Annotated in this window: 16 protein-coding genes; 7 read left to right on the forward strand and 9 right to left on the reverse strand. The window is 72.0% G+C overall.

From position 1 onward, the window contains the following. The first annotated feature begins 3 nt into the window (after positions 1 to 3). Positions 4 to 504, forward strand: coding sequence for a Cys-tRNA(Pro) deacylase (ybaK, locus tag OHA55_RS05600; protein ID WP_266703343.1), 501 nt, complete (start codon positions 4 to 6; stop codon positions 502 to 504). Between the two features lie 62 nt (positions 505 to 566). Here ybaK and OHA55_RS05605 read toward each other — a convergent pair whose 3' ends face one another. The 4 genes from OHA55_RS05605 to OHA55_RS05620 form a co-directional block, all read right to left on the reverse strand. Further along, a complete protein-coding gene (locus OHA55_RS05605) occupies positions 567 to 1,349 on the reverse strand; it encodes an ABC transporter permease (protein WP_266703344.1) in 783 nt (260 codons plus the stop codon). 109 nt (positions 1,350 to 1,458) lie between these two features. Then, positions 1,459 to 2,256 carry an ABC transporter permease gene (locus tag OHA55_RS05610; protein ID WP_266710432.1) on the reverse strand — a complete coding sequence of 266 codons (798 nt, stop codon included), beginning with the start codon at positions 2,254 to 2,256 and terminating at the stop codon, positions 1,459 to 1,461. A gap of 172 nt (positions 2,257 to 2,428) precedes the next feature. Then, positions 2,429 to 3,412 carry an ABC transporter ATP-binding protein gene (locus OHA55_RS05615; RefSeq protein ID WP_266710433.1) on the reverse strand — a complete coding sequence of 328 codons (984 nt, stop codon included), beginning with the start codon at positions 3,410 to 3,412 and terminating at the stop codon, positions 2,429 to 2,431. A 174-nt stretch (positions 3,413 to 3,586) separates the two neighbouring features. Continuing rightward, complete coding sequence (locus OHA55_RS05620) at positions 3,587 to 4,846, reverse strand: NYN domain-containing protein (protein ID WP_266703345.1); 1,260 nt, start codon at positions 4,844 to 4,846, stop codon at positions 3,587 to 3,589. A 236-nt stretch (positions 4,847 to 5,082) separates the two neighbouring features. Here OHA55_RS05620 and OHA55_RS05625 point away from each other — a divergent pair, with 236 nt between their 5' ends. Next, entirely contained in the window at positions 5,083 to 5,262 is a 180-nt protein-coding gene (locus tag OHA55_RS05625; protein ID WP_266703346.1) for a hypothetical protein, read from the forward strand. Between the two features lie 120 nt (positions 5,263 to 5,382). On the opposite strand, the gene dnaE is transcribed toward OHA55_RS05625, so the two are convergent. Then, entirely contained in the window at positions 5,383 to 8,928 is a 3,546-nt protein-coding gene (dnaE, locus tag OHA55_RS05630) for a DNA polymerase III subunit alpha (RefSeq protein ID WP_266703347.1), read from the reverse strand. 256 nt (positions 8,929 to 9,184) lie between these two features. On the opposite strand from dnaE, the gene OHA55_RS05635 reads away from it, so the two are divergent. The 4 genes from OHA55_RS05635 to OHA55_RS05650 all read left to right on the forward strand — a co-directional run bounded on the left by OHA55_RS05635 (position 9,185) and on the right by OHA55_RS05650 (position 13,847). Further along, complete coding sequence (locus OHA55_RS05635) at positions 9,185 to 10,510, forward strand: DUF2252 domain-containing protein (protein ID WP_266703348.1); 1,326 nt, start codon at positions 9,185 to 9,187, stop codon at positions 10,508 to 10,510. 250 nt (positions 10,511 to 10,760) lie between these two features. Beyond that, complete coding sequence (locus OHA55_RS05640; protein WP_266703349.1) at positions 10,761 to 11,501, forward strand: hypothetical protein; 741 nt, start codon at positions 10,761 to 10,763, stop codon at positions 11,499 to 11,501. Positions 11,502 to 11,563: 62 nt separating this feature from the next. Then, positions 11,564 to 12,376: a thioredoxin domain-containing protein gene (locus tag OHA55_RS05645; RefSeq protein WP_266703350.1), complete on the forward strand. Its 813-nt coding sequence runs from the start codon at positions 11,564 to 11,566 to the stop codon at positions 12,374 to 12,376. A 493-nt stretch (positions 12,377 to 12,869) separates the two neighbouring features. Further along, positions 12,870 to 13,847 carry a zinc metalloprotease gene (locus OHA55_RS05650; protein WP_266703351.1) on the forward strand — a complete coding sequence of 326 codons (978 nt, stop codon included), beginning with the start codon at positions 12,870 to 12,872 and terminating at the stop codon, positions 13,845 to 13,847. Between the two features lie 60 nt (positions 13,848 to 13,907). Here the strand turns inward: OHA55_RS05650 and OHA55_RS05655 are convergent, their stop codons facing one another. Then, positions 13,908 to 14,486: a dienelactone hydrolase family protein gene (locus tag OHA55_RS05655; RefSeq protein WP_266710434.1), complete on the reverse strand. Its 579-nt coding sequence runs from the start codon at positions 14,484 to 14,486 to the stop codon at positions 13,908 to 13,910. 37 nt (positions 14,487 to 14,523) lie between these two features. On the opposite strand from OHA55_RS05655, the gene OHA55_RS05660 reads away from it, so the two are divergent. After that, a complete protein-coding gene (locus OHA55_RS05660; RefSeq protein ID WP_266710435.1) occupies positions 14,524 to 15,666 on the forward strand; it encodes a mechanosensitive ion channel family protein in 1,143 nt (380 codons plus the stop codon). 48 nt (positions 15,667 to 15,714) lie between these two features. Here the strand turns inward: OHA55_RS05660 and OHA55_RS05665 are convergent, their stop codons facing one another. The 3 genes from OHA55_RS05665 to OHA55_RS05675 form a co-directional block, all read right to left on the reverse strand. Then, positions 15,715 to 17,301 carry a Na+/H+ antiporter gene (locus OHA55_RS05665; RefSeq protein WP_266703353.1) on the reverse strand — a complete coding sequence of 529 codons (1,587 nt, stop codon included), beginning with the start codon at positions 17,299 to 17,301 and terminating at the stop codon, positions 15,715 to 15,717. A gap of 122 nt (positions 17,302 to 17,423) precedes the next feature. Then, complete coding sequence (locus tag OHA55_RS05670) at positions 17,424 to 17,918, reverse strand: GNAT family N-acetyltransferase (RefSeq protein ID WP_266703355.1); 495 nt, start codon at positions 17,916 to 17,918, stop codon at positions 17,424 to 17,426. Then, the gene (locus OHA55_RS05675; RefSeq protein ID WP_266703356.1) at positions 17,915 to 18,856 is read right to left on the reverse strand and encodes an RluA family pseudouridine synthase; all 942 of its coding nucleotides are present in this window, start codon (positions 18,854 to 18,856) and stop codon (positions 17,915 to 17,917) included. Before OHA55_RS05675 ends, OHA55_RS05670 begins: the two co-directional genes overlap by 4 nt. Between the last annotated feature and the right edge of the window lie 25 nt (positions 18,857 to 18,881).

Consider the following 18,881-nt stretch of genomic DNA (forward strand, 5'->3'; position numbering starts at 1 on the left):
CCCGTGGCGAAGAAGACGAAGAAGCAGCAGCAGGGCGGTACCCCGGCCACGGTCGCGCTGACCGCGGCCGGGACCGCCTTCACCGTTCACGCCTACGAGCACGATCCGGCGGCGCCCAGTTACGGCGAGGAGGCGGCCGAGGCCCTGGGCGTCTCCCCCGACCGGGTCTTCAAGACCCTGGTCGCCGACGTGGACGGCGAACTGACGGTGGCGGTGGTCCCGGTGGCCGGTTCGCTGGACCTGAAGGCGCTCGCGTCGGCGGTCGGTGGCAAGCGCGCCGCCATGGCCGATCCGGCGGCGGCCGAGCGCACCACGGGGTACGTGCGTGGCGGGATCTCCCCGCTGGGCCAGCGCAAGCGGCTGCGTACGGTCGTCGACGCGTCGGCCGGTTCGCACCCGACCATCTGTGTCTCGGCCGGCCGCCGGGGCCTGGAGGTCGAGCTCGCGGCGGCGGACCTGGCGCGGCTCACCGGTGCGGTGTTCGCGCCGATCGGGCGGGCGTAGCGGGGCGGCGGCCGTACGGGGCCGGACGCACCGGGAAGCCCGTACCGCCGCCACGCGGAACCTCAGGCGGGCGGCTGCGGTCCGGCCGGACCGTCAGGGTCGCTCTGCGCCCGTGCCCGCGTGCCGGGCGCACCCTCCGGGCCCGCGGCCGGTGCGGCGGGGGCGTCGTGGCCCGGCCGCCCGTCGGTGCCGTACGGCTTCTCGGCTCCCTGCGCCGCCCAGGCGGGGTGCTCCCACTGCGCGTCGGGGTCGGGGTCCCGGGGTGTGAAGGCCGCCGTGAGGATCAGGTGCACGATCATCGCGGCCACCGGCCAGGCGAGCAGGGCGCCCTTCGCGTTCAGCTCCAGCGGCGCGTCGAAGGTCACCCCCTGTCCGGCCTGCTTGGCGTGGGCGACGACGTCCGATGTCGGGCCGAGGCTGGTACCCAGCCACCAGGCGAGCAGCCCGCCCAGCAGTCCGCCGAGCGCCAGGGCCACCACCGTGGGGATGCCGCCGGTCCGCCGGAGCAGGTAGACCACACCGGCCGAGACGACACCGAATCCGGCGCCGAGCAGGGTGAAAGTGCCGTCCGCCCCGATCGCCTCCTCGCCCTCGCTGTCCTTGAGGTAGACGGCGGTGTCGTCCGAGATCAGCGGGATGCGCGGGGAGAGCCAGAGCCAGAGCAGGCCGAGGGCGACGCCCGCGACGGCCACCGCCGCGGTGACGGCCAGGGCCCGGACGACCTCGGCCCGTGCCTCGCCGCGGGCGGGCGGCGACTGACCGGGGGCGAGGTACGAACCGGCCGGAGGAGACGGCCACGGATCGTAGGGCGTCGGCGGGTCGGGCGGCGTCAAGGGTGCGGTCACCGTGCCATCGTGCCAGGCGGCCACGCGCGCCGCCGCACCGGACCTGACACCGACCGGGCGCCGGGCGCCCCCGCCCGCGCCGGGGCGCGGTGACGGGGGCTCCGGGCCGTCAGCGCACGGCGGCCCTGCGGTACGCCCAGGTCGCCACGGCCAGCGAGAGCACGCCCACCGCCGCGCAGACCCCGAGGTCCAGCGCGACGGCCGTCCAGTCCGGGTGGGCGTCGAAGGAACGGGCCAGCGCCTCCACCCCGTAGGTGGACGGCAGGAGGTCGCGCGCCCAGCGCACCACCTCCGGCAGCCGCTCGGCGGGCAGTACGCCCAGCAGCAGCGCGGCCGACATGCCGAGCTGCCCCAGCAGGGTGGCCAGCTCCTGGCGCGGCGCCAGGAGCCCCAGCGCGGCCCCCAGTCCGGCCAGCGCGGCCCCGGCCAGCGGGACCACCGCGACCAGCACCCACAGGTGCGCCATCGGCAGCTGGAAGAGCGCGCTCCCCGCGATCGCGGTGAAGACGGTGCCCGGCACGGTGAAGGAGGCGTACGCGCCCGCCGCGCCCAGCACCACGGCCGCGGGCGGCACCGGCAGCGTGGCGTAGTGGTCGAGGCCGCCGTCGGCCCTGAGCCGGCCGAAGTACTGGGCGAGCAGGTTGAGCGCGACGAAGGCGACCACCAGCACGCTGGAGCCCGCGACCACGGCCCGCGCCTCGGTGCCGCCGTCGACGACCCCGCGCATCATGATCATGATGCCGACGGACTGGAAGGTCGCGACGAAGAGCAGCGGGATGCGGGCCACCCGGGCCCGGGAGAGCTGGGCCCGGTACACGGCGGCCAGCGCGGGCAGCAGCCGGGCGCGCGGCGCCAGCGGGGCCGGCTCCCCGGCCCACGACCCGGCCCGGGCCCCGGTGGCCGCCACGGTGGGCGTGCCCGTACCGCCGGACGCCTGTCGGCCGGGCGGGGACACGGCCTCGGCGGGAACGATGCTCGTCACCTGGCGCTGCTCCCGTTCACTGCCGCTGTTCTTCCGCACACGTCCCGTCCGTCCGCACGGCCCCCGCCCGCAGGGGCCGGAGGCACCGCTGCCGCGTTCATCCCTTGACCAGCCCCTTGCGCGCGTCCGCCGCGTCCCCGCCGAGCGCCAGGTAGACGTCCTCCAGGCTGGGGGTGGCCAGCGTGAAGTCGTCCAGAGCGGCGAAGGCCGCTCCGCCGGTCACCGCGGCGACGGCGGCCCTCGCCTCGTCCGGCCCCAGGCGCAGCACCCAGCGGCGCCCGGACTCCTGGGCCGAGGCGCGCAGGGCGGCGACCTCGGGGACGTCCAGCGGGGCGCGCTCGCGCCACATCAGCTCGACCCTGACCTCGCCGGCCACTTGTGCCTTGAGGCCCTGCGGGGTGTCGCAGGCGATGACCTTGCCGCGTTCGAAGACGGCGACCCGGTCGAGGACCGTCTCCGCCTCGATGACGTTGTGGGTGACCAGCAGGACGGTCGCACCGTGCTCGGCCCGGCGCCGGTCCACGGCGGCCCAGACGGCGCGCCGGGCGACGGGGTCCATGCCGGTGGTCGGCTCGTCCAGGATCAGCACCGGGCGCCGGCCGACGAGGGTGGCGGCGAAGCAGGCGAGCCTTCGCTGACCGCCCGAGAGCTTCTTCAGGGGGCGTCCGGCCAGTTCGGTGAGGCCGAGCTCCTCCAGTACGGCGTCGCGCTCGGCGCGGGCGTCGGGTACGGAGAGCCCGCGCAGCCGCCCGGTGGTCTCGGCGGCGAGGGAGACCGTGAGCTCGTCCAGAGCGGTGGACTCCTGGCCGAGGTAGCCGATGAGCCGGGAGGCGCGTTCGGGGTGGCGCACGAGGTCGTGGCCGAGCACCTCGACGCTGCCGGAGTCGGGGCGCATCAGGCCGGTGAGCTGACGTACCAGGGTGGACTTGCCGGCGCCGTTGGGGCCGAGCAGCCCGAAGATCTCGCCGGCCCGCACCTCCAGGGTGACGCCGTCGGTGGCCCGTACCTCGGGCGCGGCGGGCGTGCCGCGGCGGCTCCGGACGGCCGGGTAGGTCTTCACCAGATCACGCACCGCGCACACGGTCCCGGTGGCCCTCAGTGCCTGTGCTGTGCCCGTACTCACGAGGTACGAGAGTACGGGGTCGGATGGTCCGGATTGCGCCGGGGCCGGGCTCGGGCCGTGCACGGCCGTGTCCGGACGTGCCCGGCCGTTCGCGGCGGGCGCCTCCGGGCACGGCGGGGCCCGCCCCGCGGGTCATTCCGCGGCGGGGGCGCGGTCCACGGCGGCCGTGATGTCGATCTCGCGCCAGAATCCGGCCCGGATGGCGTAGCGGTCGTGCTCGTCGATCTGGTCGTCCTTGTGCGCGAGGAGTCCGAAACGCGCCGCGTACCGCAGGAGCTCGCCGTCGATCCGGTGCGGGATGCGCGGGTACATGGTGGAGAGCTTCTGGAGGTGGACGGTCTCCGGGAGCCGCTCCATCCAGCGGCGGGCGAAGACCTGGCCGACCTCGAAGGGGTCGCCGCCCACCGTGGTGATGTCCTCCTCCCGGTCGGCCCAGCGCTGTTCGGCGGTGGTGACCTGGGCGAGGGTGGGCAGCGAGGCGGTCTCCGGGGGTTCGCCGAGGGAGCTGCGGTCGGCCCAGCCGCGGTCCGAGGACCAGCGCAGCGTGGCGCTCGGCGCGGGGGCCGCGGGGGCTCCGGGGGGAGGTCCGGCGGGGGCGCGGAGGGCGGCGAGGTCCTTCGGGGTGGGGACGCCCCTGGGGCCGTGGGCGGGGGCGGACTCCGGGGTGCCGGGGTCCGGGCGGGGCGGGGCCTGGGCGCCCGCGCGGGCGGCGGCGGCCTGGGCCTCGGAGGCGCGTTCGGCGGAGGCGGCCAGGGCCGCCTCGGGCAGGGGCGCGGAGAGGATGGCGGCGATCTCGGGGCGCGGCTGGGGCTGCGGGGCGCAGATCCCGCCGGTCTCCTTGGCGCGGACGGCCTTGGTGATCCAGGCGCGGTCGAGCACGCGGCGTTCGTCGGCCTCGGCCACCAGGTCCTCGGACTGGTTGTAGTCGCCGTCCGCGGCCTGGACGGCCCAGAGGTGGACGGCGACGCCGTGTTCCTTGGCGGACATCAGTCCGGGCAGCAGGTCGCCGTCGCCAGTCACCAGGACGACGTCGGAACAGGCCCGGTTGCGGGCCAGTTCGGTCAGTTCGGCGTGCATGGCCGCGTCGACGCCCTTCTGCGCCCAGCGCCCGTCGCTCCTGGTGAGCGCGCCGAGCCGGACGGTGACCCGCGGCATGACCCGCAGCCGGCGGTGTTCGGGCTGCGGTACGCGGTCGGGCGCGCCGTCGAACCAGTAGATGCGCAGCAGGGGTTGCTCGGTGTCGGCCTCGGCGCGCTCGCGCAGGCCCTGGATCAGGGCGGTGTGGTCGACGGTGATGCGCGAACGGGCTGGTTCGCCCGCCAGCAGACTCGCGGCTGCGCCCAGCAGATAGCCGGCGTCCACCAGGACGACGCAACGGTCCACGCGTTCCACCCTCTTCCGGAATTCGGCGAACGGCCGTTCAGGGTTTCCGTCGAGTCTGCCCGACCGCGCGGGAGGAGACGGCCGGAACTCGATCTTCGGCGTGGCGGATGCGGTGGAGGTTTTCCACGGAGGGGCCGCAGTGGTGTCCACTACGGATGGTAATGATCCAACATGCGTGCTCTGTGGGGCTATGTGAGTCTGACATCGGTCCTGGCAACCAGGACTCCCCACAGGAGGCATTCACCATGGCCAAGAACAAGAACCGTAAGCAGGGCAGCCAGCAGGACCGCGCGTCCGCAGCGGAGCGTGGAGCCGAGCAGGCGAAGTCGACGTCCTTCGAGGACCGGAGCACGCCGCAGTCGCAGGCTCAGGGCAGCCCCTCGGACGTGGCCCGCAAGCACCAGCGCCGTTTCGGCCACAACTGACGGCCGTAGTACGGCAGTAAGGGGCGCTCCCGCCGTCGTCGGCGGGAGCGCCCCTTTGTCTGCGGTATGTCTGATATGTCTGGTGTGCCTGGTGTGTCCGTCGTGCGCGGGCCGGTCCGGTCAGCCGGCCAGGCAGGACGGGCCGAGCAGCACCTTGAGGTCGCCGAAGAGGGCGGGGTCGGGCTTGACCCGGTGCCGGTCGAGCCGCAGGACGGTGGTCTTGCGGGGGCCCTGGAGCTTGATGCGGACCTCGGTGTCGCCCCGGTGGCTGGCGAGCACCTCGCCGAGGCGGCTGACCATCGGGGGGGTGATCCGCACGGTGGGGATGGTGAGCACCACCGGCGCGTTGGTGCCCGCGTTCGAGATGTCGGGAACCTGCATCTCCATGGCGACGAGCCGGGGCACGTCCTCGCGCTTGTCGAGCCGCCCCTTGACGAAGACGACGGTGTCCTCCACCAGCTGGGTGGAGACCAGTTGGTAGGTGGCCGGGAAGAACATGCACTCGATGGCGCCCGCGAGGTCCTCGACGGTGGCGATGGCCCAGGCGTTGCCCTGCTTGGTCATCTTCCGCTGGAGGCCGGAGATGATGCCGCCGACGGTGACGACCGCACCGTCGCTGTGCTCCCCGCCGGTCAGTTGGGAGATCGCCGCGTCCGCCTTGTCGGAGAGGACGTGCTCCAGGCCGAAGAGCGGGTGGTCGGAGACGTACAGGCCGAGCATCTCGCGCTCCTGGGCGAGCAGGTAGGACTTCTCCCACTCGATGTCGGAGAACTCGACGTCCATGCCGAAGCCCGGCTCGGAGCTGCCGTCGTCCGAATCGCCCATGCCGCCGAAGAGGTCGAACTGCCCTTCGGCCTCCTTGCGCTTGACCTGGACCACGTTGTCGATCATCGGTTCGTGGTGGGCGACGAGTCCCTTGCGGGTGTGGCCCATCTCGTCGAAGGCGCCGGCCTTGATGAGCGATTCCACGGTGCGCTTGTTGCAGACGACCGCTTCGACCTTGTCGAGGAAGTCGGGGAAGGTGCTGTACTTCCCCTTCGCCTTGCGGCACCGGATGATCGAGTCCACGACGTTGGTACCGACGTTGCGCACGGCGGTGAGGCCGAAGAGGATCACGTCGTCGCCCTGGGCGGCGAAGTTGGCCTCGGACTCGTTGACGTTCGGCGGGAGCACCTTGATGCCCATGCGCCGGCACTCGTTGAGGTAGATCGCCGACTTGTCCTTGTCGTCCTTGACCGAGGTCAGCAGGGCGGCCATGTACTCGGCGGGGTAGTTCGCCTTGAGGTAGGCGGTCCAGTAGGTGACGAGCCCGTACGCGGAGGAGTGCGCCTTGTTGAACGCGTATCCGGCGAACGGCACCAGGACGTCCCAGAGCGCCTTGATCGCGGCGTCGGAGAAGCCGTTCTTCTTGGCGCCGGCCTCGAAGAGGACGAAGTTCTTCGCCAGTTCGTCGGCCTTCTTCTTGCCCATCACGCGGCGCAGGATGTCGGCCTCGCCGAGGGAATACCCGGCGACGATCTGGGCCGCCTTCTGCACCTGCTCCTGGTAGACGATCAGGCCGTAGGTGAGGCCGAGGACCTCCTTGAGGGGCTCCTCCAGCTCCGGGTGGATCGGGGTGATCTCCTGGCGGGCGTTCTTGCGCTCGGCGTAGTTCGTGTGCGAGTTCATGCCCATCGGGCCCGGCCGGTAGAGGGCCGAGACGGCGGAGATGTCCTCGAAGTTGTCGGGCTGCATCTGGCGCAGCAGCGAACGCATCGGCCCGCCGTCGAACTGGAAGACACCGAGCGTGTCGCCCCGGCAGAGGAGTTCGTACGTCTTGGGGTCGTTCAGCGGCAGGGAGAGCATCTCCAGCTCGATGCCCTTGTTCGCCTTCACCATCTTGACGGCGTCGTCCATGATGGTGAGGTTTCGCAGGCCGAGGAAGTCCATCTTGAGCAGGCCGAGCGACTCGCACTGGGGGTAGTCCCACTGCGTGATGGTGACGCCGTCGGTGTGGCGGACCCAGACCGGGGCGTGGTCCACGATCGGTTCGCTGGACATGATCACGCCGGCGGCGTGCACGCCCATCTGCCGGACCAGGCCCTCGACGCCCTTGGCGGTGTCGATGACCTTCTTGACGTCCGGCTCGTTCTCGTACATCCCCCGGATCTCGCCGGCCTCGCTGTAGCGCGGGTGCTTGGGGTCGGTGATGCCGTTGAGGTCGATGCCCTTGCCGAGGACGTCGGCGGGCATGGCCTTGGTGAGGCGGTCGCCCATGGCGTACGGGTAGCCGAGGACGCGGGCGGAGTCCTTGATCGCGTTCTTCGCCTTGATCTTGCCGTAGGTGCCGATCATGGCGACCTTGTCGGCGCCGTACTTCTCGGTGACGTAGCGGATCACCTCGACGCGCCGGCGTTCGTCGAAGTCGATGTCGACGTCGGGCATGGAGACGCGCTCGGGGTTGAGGAACCGCTCGAAGATCAGTCCGTGCTCGATCGGGTCGAGGTCGGTGATGCCCATCGCGTACGAGACGATCGAGCCGGCCGCGGAGCCTCGGCCGGGGCCGACCGCGATGCCGTTGTTCTTGGCCCACATGATGAAGTCGGCGACGACGAGGAAGTACCCCGGGAACCCCATCTGGATGATGATGTCCATCTCGTACTCGACCTGCTTCTGCCGGTCGTCGGGGACGCCGCCCGGGAAGCGGCGGTCCATGCCGACCCGGACCTCCTCCCGGAACCAGGTGACCTCCGTGAAGCCGTCCGGGATGTCGAACTTCGGCATGAGGTTCTTCGCCTCGAACATGCCGGCCGTGTCGATCTGCTGCGCGACCAGCAGGGTGTTGGCGCACCCCTCCTGCCAGGCGTCGGAGGAGTCGACGGCGTACATCTCGTCGGTGGTCTTGAGGTAGTAGCCGGTGCCGTCGAAGCGGAAGCGGTCCGGGTCGGAGAGGTTCTTGCCGGTCTGGATGCAGAGCAGCGCGTCGTGGGCGGTCGCCTCGTGCGCGTAGGTGTAGTGCGAGTCGTTCGTCACCAGCGGCGGGATGTTCAGCTTCTTGCCGATTTCGAGGAGCCCGTCGCGGACCCGGCGTTCGATCTCGATGCCGTGGTCCATCAGCTCCAGGAAGTACTTGCCCTCGCCGAAGATGTCCTTGTAGTCGGAGGCGGCCTGGACGGCCTCGTCGAACTGGCCGAGCCGCAGCCGGGTCTGCACCTCGCCGGAGGGGCACCCGGTGGAGGCGATCAGGCCCTCGGACCACTGGGAGATGGTCTCCTTGTCCATGCGGGGCCACTTCTGCAGCCAGCCCTCGGCATAGGCGTCCGAGGAGAGCCTGAAGAGGTTGTGCAGCCCGGTGGCGTTGGAGGCCCAGATCGTCTTGTGGGTGTAACCGCCGGAACCCGAGACGTCGTCGCGCTTCTGGTGCGGCTGCCCCCACTGGATCTTCCGCTTGTGCTTGCGCGACTCCGGGGCGACGTACGCCTCGATGCCGATGATCGGCGTCACACCGGCCTTCTTCGCCGAGTGGAAGAAGTCGTACGCCCCGTGGAGGTTGCCGTGGTCCGTCATGGCGATGTGCGACATCCCCATGGTGTTGCACGCCTCGAACATGTCCTTGAGCCGCGCGGCACCGTCGAGCAGGGAGTACTGGGTGTGGACGTGCAGGTGCGTGAAGGGCGGCTTGGTCACGGCGCTGAGCCTCCGGGGATGACGGATGTGGCGCGCAGCACTCGCCCCGCGGTGACGGGCGGGCGACGGGTGGCTGACGGCTCGGGGGTGTCGGGGGGACAGCCTGGAAGTCTACGTCTTGGCGCTGACGAACGACGGGCACTTGCGAGTACGGTCACGCGTTGGAGGGGCGGGGACGCCCGTCCCTTTTGTCATGAACGCCATGTTCGACGGTGGTCGACGCAGTTCGACGCCCTGTACCAGGAGGCACCCAGCGATGTCGGAACAGCAGAGCGGCGCGGAAGACCGCGGGGAGCGCATTCTCGCCGTCTTCGAGACCGCCTTCGGTGAGCTGCTGGCGGCCGACCCGGCCGCCTTCCGGGTCAAGTTCCGGAAGATGGCCGGCTCCGCCTTCGCCTTCTACCGGGGCACCGCCTGCCTGTTCTACGACGACCTGGCCCGGGAGCGGCTCGGCGGCCCGTACCTCGACGAGCGCACCGGCCGGGTCTGGATCCACGGGGACCTCCACGCGGAGAACTTCGGCACCTACATGGACGCCAACGGCCGCCTGGTCTTCAACGTCAACGACTTCGACGAGGCGTACGTCGGCCCGTTCACCTGGGATCTCAAGCGCTTCGCCGCCTCCGTCGCCCTGCTCGGGTATGCCAAGGCCCTCGGCGACGACCAGATCACCGAGCTGGTCCGGGTCTACGCCGCCGCGTACCGCGAGCGCATCCACGCGCTGGCGACCGGCGTGAAGAACGACGAGGTGCCGCCCTTCACCCTGGACACCGCCGACGGCCCGCTGCTCGGTGCGCTCCGCACGGCCCGGTCGCTCACCCGCTTCTCGCTGCTGGACTCGATGACGGAGATCCGCGACTTCGAGCGCCGGTTCGCCGCGGACGGCGGTGCCATCGACCTGGACGCCGCCACCCGCTACAAAGTCCTCGCCGCGTTCGACGGCTACCTGGAGACCCTGCCCGAGTCGAGTCTGACCCGCCCGGACTCGTACCGGGTGAAGGACGTGGTGGGCCGCCGGGGCATCGGCATCGGGTCGGCCGGGCTGCCCTCGTACAACATCCTGCTGGAGGGGAACAGCGACGCCCTGGAGAACGACGTCGTGATCTACGTCAAGCAGGCCCAGACCCCCGCGGTCTCCCGGCACATCACGGACGCCTCGGTGCGCGACTACTTCCAGCACGAGGGCCACCGCACGGTGATCTCGCAGCGGGCGCTCCAGGACCACGCCGACCCGTGGCTGGGCTGGACCGAACTGGACGGCGCCGGACAGCTGGTGGCCGAGGTCTCGCCGTACGCGGTGGACCTGGACTGGTCGGACATCGACGAGCCCGACGAGATCGCGGCGGTCGTCGCCGACCTGGGCCGGGCGACGGCCACCATGCACGCGGCGGCCGACGACGAGAGCGGCCACTCGCTGGTGCCGTTCTCCACCGAGCGGGCCATCGACGCCGCCATCGCGGCCGACGAGGACGGCTTCGGCGACCTGCTCGTCGATTTCGCCCACAGCTACGGCGCACGGGCCCGCCGGGACCACCGGATCTTCGTGGACCTCTTCCGCAACGGGCGCATCCCGGGGCTCTGACCGAGCTCCGGCCGAACCCCTGACCGGCCTCCGACCGGGCCCGCGAGGGCCCTTTCCACCGCCGCTCCCCGGGCTCCGTACCGGGGCCTTTAGGGGTCGCTTACAGGAACGCGTGCGAGACTCTCCCGCGATGGACATATCAGGGACGCGACCCAGGGCGTGGGTCGAAAGTGGCGCCGGCCGCCCGGAGGGCGGGTCCGGCGGCGTCCGGTGCGTGCGATCGCAAGGCGGAGGGTCGACCCGATACTGGATGTATCGGGGTGATCCCGACAACGCGGCGAGCGTGCGTGCCGGGCGTCGCCGGACAGGCGGGACTTTCGACACACGCCCCAGGACCGCGCGCGCGGCGCTCTTCACCGCGCTCGTCGTCACGCTGTCCTCCGCGTCCCACGTCCTGCTCTCGCGGGAAGCCCTGCCGGTGACCGCGCTGGCGCTGGTGGCGGGCCTGGTGTTCGCCGCCGCGTACGCGCTGGCGGGCCGGGAGCGCGGCTTCGGGGCGATAGCGGGGCTGCTGGTCCCGCTGGAGCTCGCCGCCGACACGGTCTTCACCACGGGGCAGCAGCTCTGCTACGGCGCGGCGGGCGGCCCGGTGGCCGGCCCGCTGCGCTCCCTGGGCTTCGACGTCCTCTGCGGCGGCCACGGGGTGGGCGCTCCACTGGCGCGGGTCGCCGGAGTCGGCCACCCCTCCTCGGCCGCCGCGCTGCCGCTGCCCCCGGGGCCGGGCGTCCCGTGGCTGCTGCTCGCCGCGCACGTGACCGTCGGGCTGCTGGCGGCGGCCTGGCTGCGGCGCGGCGAGGCCGCGCTGGCGGCCCTGCTGCGGGCCGCGGCCGGCTTCGCCTTCCACCCGCTGCTGGTCGCCCTGGCGGTGGCCCGTGCGGCCCGCCGGCCGGTCCGGGGCGCCGTACGCCCGCGGGCCCCGCGCCCGTTCGTCGCGGCCCGTCCGCTCTTCACGCACTCCGTGGGCCGGAGGGGACCGCCGCTGCCGGCCTGAGCCTGCACGGCATTCCCCTTTCACCCTTTACGTCGTCACGTACGCCCCACGGAGAAACCATCATGAGCAACCGCAACAACCAGGCGAACAAGGCAGCGGCCCGCGAGCGGCTGCGCGCCGAGCGCGAGCGCCAGGCGAAGAAGGACAAGGCCCGCAAGCAGATCATCGTCGGCGTCTCGATCGTCGCGGTGCTGGCCATAGCCGGCGGTGTCGCCTACGGCGTCAACGAGCTGAACAAGCCGGACGCCTGGGAGGCCGCGGGCGACGCCAAGGTGACCGCCCCCAAGAACACCACCGGTACCAACGGCACGACCGTCGTGATCGGCGAGTCCTCCGCGAAGAAGACGCTGGAGATGTACGAGGACTCCCGCTGCCCGATCTGCGCCCAGTTCGAGCAGACCGTCGGCTCGACGGTCACCAAGGACGTCGCGGACGGCAAGTACAAGATCAAGTACGTCGGCGCCACCTTCATCGACAACAGCGACAACGGCGAGGGCTCCAAGAACGCCCTCAGCGCCCTGGGCGCGGCCCTCAACGTCAGCCCCGACGCGTTCCTCCAGTACAAGACGGCGCTGTACTCGGCGAAGTACCACCCGGACGAGACCGAGGACAAGTTCGCCAAGGACAGCTACCTCATCGAGGTCGCCGACACGGTGGACGCGCTCAAGAACAACAAGGCGTTCCAGAAGGACGTCAACGACGGCACCTACGACGCCTGGGCCGTCAAGATGTCCAAGACCTTCGACTCCAGCGGGGTCACCGGCACGCCGACCCTGAAGATGGACGGCAAGAACGTGACCGCCGAGGGCAGCGACAGCGCGCCCATGACGGTGGCCGACTACACCACGGCGATCGACGCGGCGCTCAAGGGCTGACGCACCGGCTCACAGCTCCCAGGCCGGGCGGGCGGACACCTCGCGGGTGTCCGCCCGCCCGACCCCGTCCGTCCCGCCCCGCCCGGCGCTGGTTTCTCCCACCCGCCCGGCGCTGGTTTCTCCCACCCGCCCGGCGCTGGTTTCTCCCACCCGCCCGTCCCCGTCTGTCCCGCCCCGCCCGGCCCTGGTTCCCCCCGCCGGCACGCCACCCGGCGCGCACCGGACGGGTTTTGGCCACGGCCGGCGCGGCGGCCATGTGTCCCGGAGGTCACGGCCGGGGCGCCGCTTTGCGGACACACCGCCCGCCGCGTCGACGACCGGTTACGAAGACGCTTCGAGGACGTACGCGGGGGTGACCCCGCCCGACCGGGAGACCCGCCCGCCCCACGGCGAACAGGCCGGAAGAACACTCCCCCGCAGATGACATGCACACGTAATCTCCCGGCGGAGCGGACGAGGAAATCCCTCGCCCGCGCGTCCTCGAGGAGTCCCTGTGCGCGCTCTCTTCCCGACCTCCCCCCACGTGCGTCGCCGCCTGCTCGCCACCGCCGCCCTGGCCGGAACCCTGGCCCTGACCCCGGTGGCCGCCTCCCCGGTCAACGCCTCCGCCGCCGCGGGAGCCACCTCCTGCGCCGACGACACGGCGTCCGCCCTCGCACGCCAGGCCCGCCCCGGGGCGGGCGCCACGGCGCACGAGCCCAACGCCATCAGCACCGCCGCCGCGGAGGCGATCGACGCCGACCTGCGCACCAGACTCGCCGAGCGCCGCTCCGCCGGGGTCACCACCCTGGCGGCCGGCGCCTCGATACCGGTGTACTTCCACGTGATCCACTCGGGCGCGACCGGGAACCTGTCGGCGAGCGCCATCAGCGCCCAGATGAGCGTGCTCAACAGCGCTTACTCCGGAGCCGGTACGGGCAACACCGCCACCGGCTTCAGCTTCACCCTGGCGGCGACGGACTACACCGACAACGCCACCTGGTACAACGTGAGCTCCGGTTCCAGCGCCGAGAAGGCGATGAAGACCGCTCTGCGCAAGGGCGGGGCCAACGCCCTCAACATCTACACCGCCAACCTCGGCGGCGGCCTCCTCGGCTGGGCCACCTTCCCGAGCTCCTACGCCTCCAGCCCGAAGATGGACGGCGTGGTGATCCTCGACACCTCGCTGCCGGGCGGGGCCGCGACCAACTACGACGAGGGCGACACCGCCACCCACGAGGTCGGCCACTGGATGGGGCTCTACCACACCTTCCAGGGCGGCTGCAACGGAAACGGCGACTACGTCGCCGACACCCCGGCCGAGAAGACCGAGGCGTACGAGTGCCCCACCGGGCGGGACACCTGCACCAACAAGACCGGGGTCGACCCGATCCACAACTTCATGGACTACACGTACGACTCCTGCATGTACCAGTTCACCCCTGGCCAGGTGCAGCGGATGAGCGACAGCTGGACCGCCTACCGCGGCTGAGCCGCCCCTCCGCCCGCCCCCGGGCCCCGGGCCGTGCCGGTGGTCCGGGGGCGCGGCGCGTCAGAGGGTCGCCAGGAAACCCAGCGCGACCTTCCACGCCAGCTCGGCCGACTTCTCGTCGTAGTCGGGCAGCGCGTCGTCGGTGAAGAGGTGTCCGGCGCCGGGGTAGCGGTAGATCTCCACGTCCGCCCCGGCCCGCCGCATCTCCAGGTACCAGCTGTTCAGCCAGTCGTGCGTCTCCGAGGGGTCCGGGTCGGCGACGTGCAGCTGGACCGGGAGCTCGTCCGTGCTCGCGTTCTCGGCGAGGTCCGAGGTGCCGTGGAAGAGCAGCAGCCCGCGCGCCTTCTCGTCACCGAGGGCGAGGGTCTGCGCCACGGCGGCGCCCAGCGAGAAGCCCGTGTAGACGAGGCCCTGCTCCGAGTAGGGCGCGGCGGCCAGTACCGCCCGCTTGAGCAGCTCGTCCTTGCCCAGCTCCTCCCGGTACGCCTCCGCCTCCGCCTGCGTTTCAAAGGTGTGCCCCTCGAACAGATCGGGCACGCGCACCTCATGGCCGGCTGCTCGGAGCCGGTCGGCAGCGGCGTGCACCGCGGGCCGGAGCCCGTAGGTCGAGTGGAAAAGCATGATGTTCATGCCGCCCATGGTGCCAGCTGCCACCCTGACCCCGGAGGACACGAGGATGGAGAACGTGCTGCGCCCGCTGCTGATCGTCGGCGGTTCGGTGGCGGTCACCCTGCTGGCCGGCTGGCTGGTGGACCTGGCTCTGCGGCGGGCTGACGTCCGGCACCCCGACACGCCCCTGTGGGGGCTGCTGCGGCGCTGCCGGCCGCCCCTTCAGGTGGTGATCTGCGCGGGCCTGCTGCGCGGCACCTTCGCCCATCTCCGCCTGGAGCTGGTGCGCGACCACCGGGAGGCGATCGGCCAGGTGCTGAGCCTGGTCCTGATCGGCGCCTCGGCCTGGCTGGTGGTCCGGGTGGCGGCAACCGTCGTGGAGTCCAGTTACGCCCGGTACGCCACCTCCACCCGCGATCCGGCCCGGGTCCGGCGGGTGCGCACCCAGGTGACGCTGATCCAGCGGGTGGTCATCGCCGTGGTGACGACGGTGGCGGTCGCCGCGATGCTGCTCACCTTCCCGGCGATGCAGACCGTCGGCACCTCGATGCTGGCGTCGGCCGGTGTGCTCGGCATCGTCGCGGGTGTCGCCGCCCAGTCCACTCTCGGCAACGTCTTCGCCGGGTTCCAGATCGCCTTCGGCGACATGGTGCGCCTCGGCGACACCGTGGTGGTGGACGGGGAGTGGGGCACGGTGGAGGAGATCACGCTGACCTTCCTCGCCGTACGCACCTGGGACGAGCGCCGGATCACCATGCCGGTGTCGTACTTCACCAGCCGCCCGTTCGAGAACTGGTCGCGCGGCGGGGTCCAGATGACCGGCACGGTCTACTTCCACCTGGACCACGCGGCGCCGATGGACGCCATGCGGGACAAGATGCGCGACATCCTCGGCGAGTGCGGGGCCTGGGACGGCCGGACCTGGTCCCTCGCGGTGACGGACACCACACCGAGCACCATCCAGGTCCGGGCCGTGGTCACCGCCAAGGACGCGGACGACATCTGGACGGTCCGGTGCGCGGTGCGCGAGCAGCTGATCGCCTGGCTCCGGGACCACCATCCGTACGCCCTGCCCCGCGTCGCCACGGCCCCCGCCACGCTGGCCGCGGGCGACCAGTGGCCGGAGCTGACCTCCCGTACGGCCGCGTCCGTGCGCCGCAACGGCAAGGAGCCGACTCCGCACGCGGCCCCGCACACCGGCCGCGGCTGAGACGGCGGCTCCGGGCCCCGCCCTGCGCCGGGCGCGCCCGCGCCGCGCTCAGCGCAGGCTGCGCACGTCCAGGAACCGCAGCACCCGGTCGACCACCTCGGGGTCGGCGCCGGTCTCGCTGCGGGCCGAGAGCACCTCGTGGCGGGCGGCGGAGAGCAGCTCCCGCTGGATTCGGCTGACCTCCTTGAACCGCTTCGCCCGCTGGGCGTACGCGTCGCGCCGCTCGTCGTCCACCATGTCGGGGCTGATGCGCGCCCCGATGTCGTAGGCGGCGCGCTGGAGCCGCTCCAGCACGTCCTCGGGGAACTCCTCGACCTGCTGGATCTCCTTCAGCCGGGCCCGGGCGGCCTTGGCGGCACGGATCGCGAGGTGCTTCTCCAGCTCCCGTTCGGCGTCGGTGTCGGCCCGGACGCCGAGCCTGCGCACCAGCCAGGGCAGGGTGAGCCCCTGGAACACCAGGGTCGCCATGATGACCGCGAAGGCGATGAAGACGATCTCGTCGCGGCCCGGGAAGGGTTCGCCGTCGTCGGTCTTCAGCGGGACGGCGAGGGCCAGCGCGACGGACGCCACCCCGCGCATCCCCGCCCACCACATGACGACGGTCTCGCGCCAGCTGGTCGGGATCTCCTCGCTCACGTCGCGCAGGGTGTGCAGCTTCTTGGCGAGCCAGGTCGCGGGCAGCAGCCAGAGCAGCCGGACGCCGATGACCACGGCGACGATCGCGAGCCCCCAGCCCACCATCCGCCACTCCCGCCCGTCGGCGGTGCCGAAGACGTTGTGGAGTTCCAGCCCGATGAGCCCGAAGGCGATCCCGGTGACCAGGGTGTCGACGATGTTCCAGAAGGTGCGCCCGGTGAGCCGGCCCAGCACGTCGTCCGCGTCGGCGGTGTGCTCGGCGAGGAAGAGCGCGGTGGTGAGCACCGCGAGGACCCCGGAGCCCATCAGCTCCTCGGACAGGACATAGGCGACGAACGGTACGAGCAGCGTGAGGCCGACCTGGAGCGTGGCGTCCCCGAGGAGTCCCATCAGCTTGATGGTGAGCCAGCCGAGCGCGAACCCGACCGCCACGGCGACCGCTGCCGACAGGAGCAGCAGCCCGAAGGCCTCGGGGAGCGAGAAGGTGCCGCTCACCGCCGCCGCGATGGCCACGTGGTAGAGCACGATCGCGGTCACGTCGTTGAAGAGGCCCTCGCCCTCCAGGATGGAGACGAGCCGGCGCGGCAGCCCGAGCGAACCGGCGACGGCCGTGGCGGCCACCGGGTCGGGCGGCGCGACGAGCGCGCCGAGCGCCACGGCGGCGGCGAGGGGCAGTCCGGGCACGACGGCGTCGGCGACGGCCGCGACCGCCGCCGTCGTCACGAAGACCAGGGCGACCGCGAGCAGGAAGATCGGTCGTTTGTTGGCCGCGAACTGCCGCCAGGAGGTGCGCTGCACGGAGGCGTAGAGCAGCGGCGGCAGCAGCGCGGGGAGGATGATCTCCGGCGGGATGTCGACGTTGGGCACGAAGGGGAGGAAGGCCATCCCCACCCCGATGAGCGTCATCAGCACCGGGGCCGGCAGCCCCAGCCGCTCCCCCACCGGCACCGTGATCACGGCTCCCAGCAGGAGCAGCAGGAGCAGGGCCATCTGGTCCACGTGGAACGCCTTCCGCAGGATGCAGCGTTCCCGCCCGGCGCGCGGCCGGGCGGGATCTCCACCCTGTCACGCCGGGTCCGCGAGGTGCGGTGACACCCCCCTGTGCGACGGGCGAACGGAAGCTACTGCTCCGCGAGGGTGCGGCGCATGGCGCGGTGCGCTATCCCGGCGTCCTGGAACTCGGGGCCGTACACCTGGTAGCCGAGGCGCTCGTAGAAGCCGAGGGCGTGGGTCTGGGCGTGCAGGTCGACGGCGGCCAGTCCGAGCGCCCGCGCCTCGTCCTCTATCGCGCGGACCAGTGCGGCCCCGACGCCGAGGCCGCGGGCCTGCCCGGCGACGGCGAGCCGGCCCAGCGAGCCGACGGTGAGGTCGCCGCCGGTCTTCCCGGCCGCCGCCTCGCCGTGCAGCAGCCGGCCGGTGCCGAGCGCCGTGCCGTCCTCGGAGACCGCGATGACGTGCACCGTGGTGGCCTCGGGCCGGTCGTACGCGTCGTACTCCAGGTCCTCGGGCACTCCCTGCTCGCCGACGAAGACCTCCTTGCGGACCTGGAAGCAGGCCGCGCGGTCCGCCTCGTCGCGCGTCCGCCGGGCGGTGTACGGGGTGGTGCCGGTGGTCATTCGCTCTCCGCGGCGATCGTGTCGAGGGCCTTCTGCAGGTCGGCCGGGTAGGAGCTGGCGAACTCGACCCAGCTGCCGTCCGAGGGGTGTTCGAAGCCGAGCCGGACGGCGTGCAGCCACTGCCGGGTCAGGCCGAGGCGCTTGGCCATGGTGGGGTCCGCGCCGTAGGTGAGGTCGCCGACGCAGGGGTGGCGGTGGGCGGACATGTGCACGCGGATCTGGTGCGTGCGGCCCGTCTCCAGCTTGATGTCGAGCAGGCTCGCGGCACGGTACGCCTCGATGAGGTCGTAGTGCGTCACGGAGGGCTTGCCCTCCTGGATCACGGCCCACTTGTAGTCGTGGTTCGGGTGGCGGCCGATGGGGGCGTCGATGGTGCCGCTCATCGGGTCCGGGTGGCCCTGTACCAGCGCGTGGTACTTCTTCTCCACGACGCGGTCGCGGAACTGCGCCTTCAGCAGGGTGTACGCGCGCTCCGACTTGGCCACCACCATCAGCCCGGAGGTGCCCACGTCGAGCCGGTGCACGATGCCCTGGCGCTCGGCGGCCCCCGAGGTGGAGATACGGTAACCGGCCGCGGCGAGGCCGCCGATGACGGTGGTGCCGGTCCAGCCGGGGCTGGGGTGGGCGGCCACGCCGACGGGCTTCACGATGACGACGATGTCGTCGTCGTCGTGCACGATCTCCATGCCCTCGACGGGCTCGGCGACGATCTGGACCGGGGGAGCCGCCTGCGGCATCTCGACCTCCATCCAGGCACCGCCCTGGACCCGGTCGGACTTCCCGGCCACCGAACCGTCCACCTGCACCTTTCCGGCGGCGGCCAGCTCGGCGGCCTTGGTGCGGGAGAACCCGAACATCCGGGAGATGGCGGCGTCGACGCGCTCGCCCTCCAGGCCGTCGGGCACGGGCAGGGTTCGGATCTCGGGGTGCGTACTCACCTGATCGAGTATGCCTTGCGGCCAC

Source organism: Streptomyces sp. NBC_00102 (assembly GCF_026343115.1).
GTDB lineage: Bacteria > Actinomycetota > Actinomycetes > Streptomycetales > Streptomycetaceae > Streptomyces.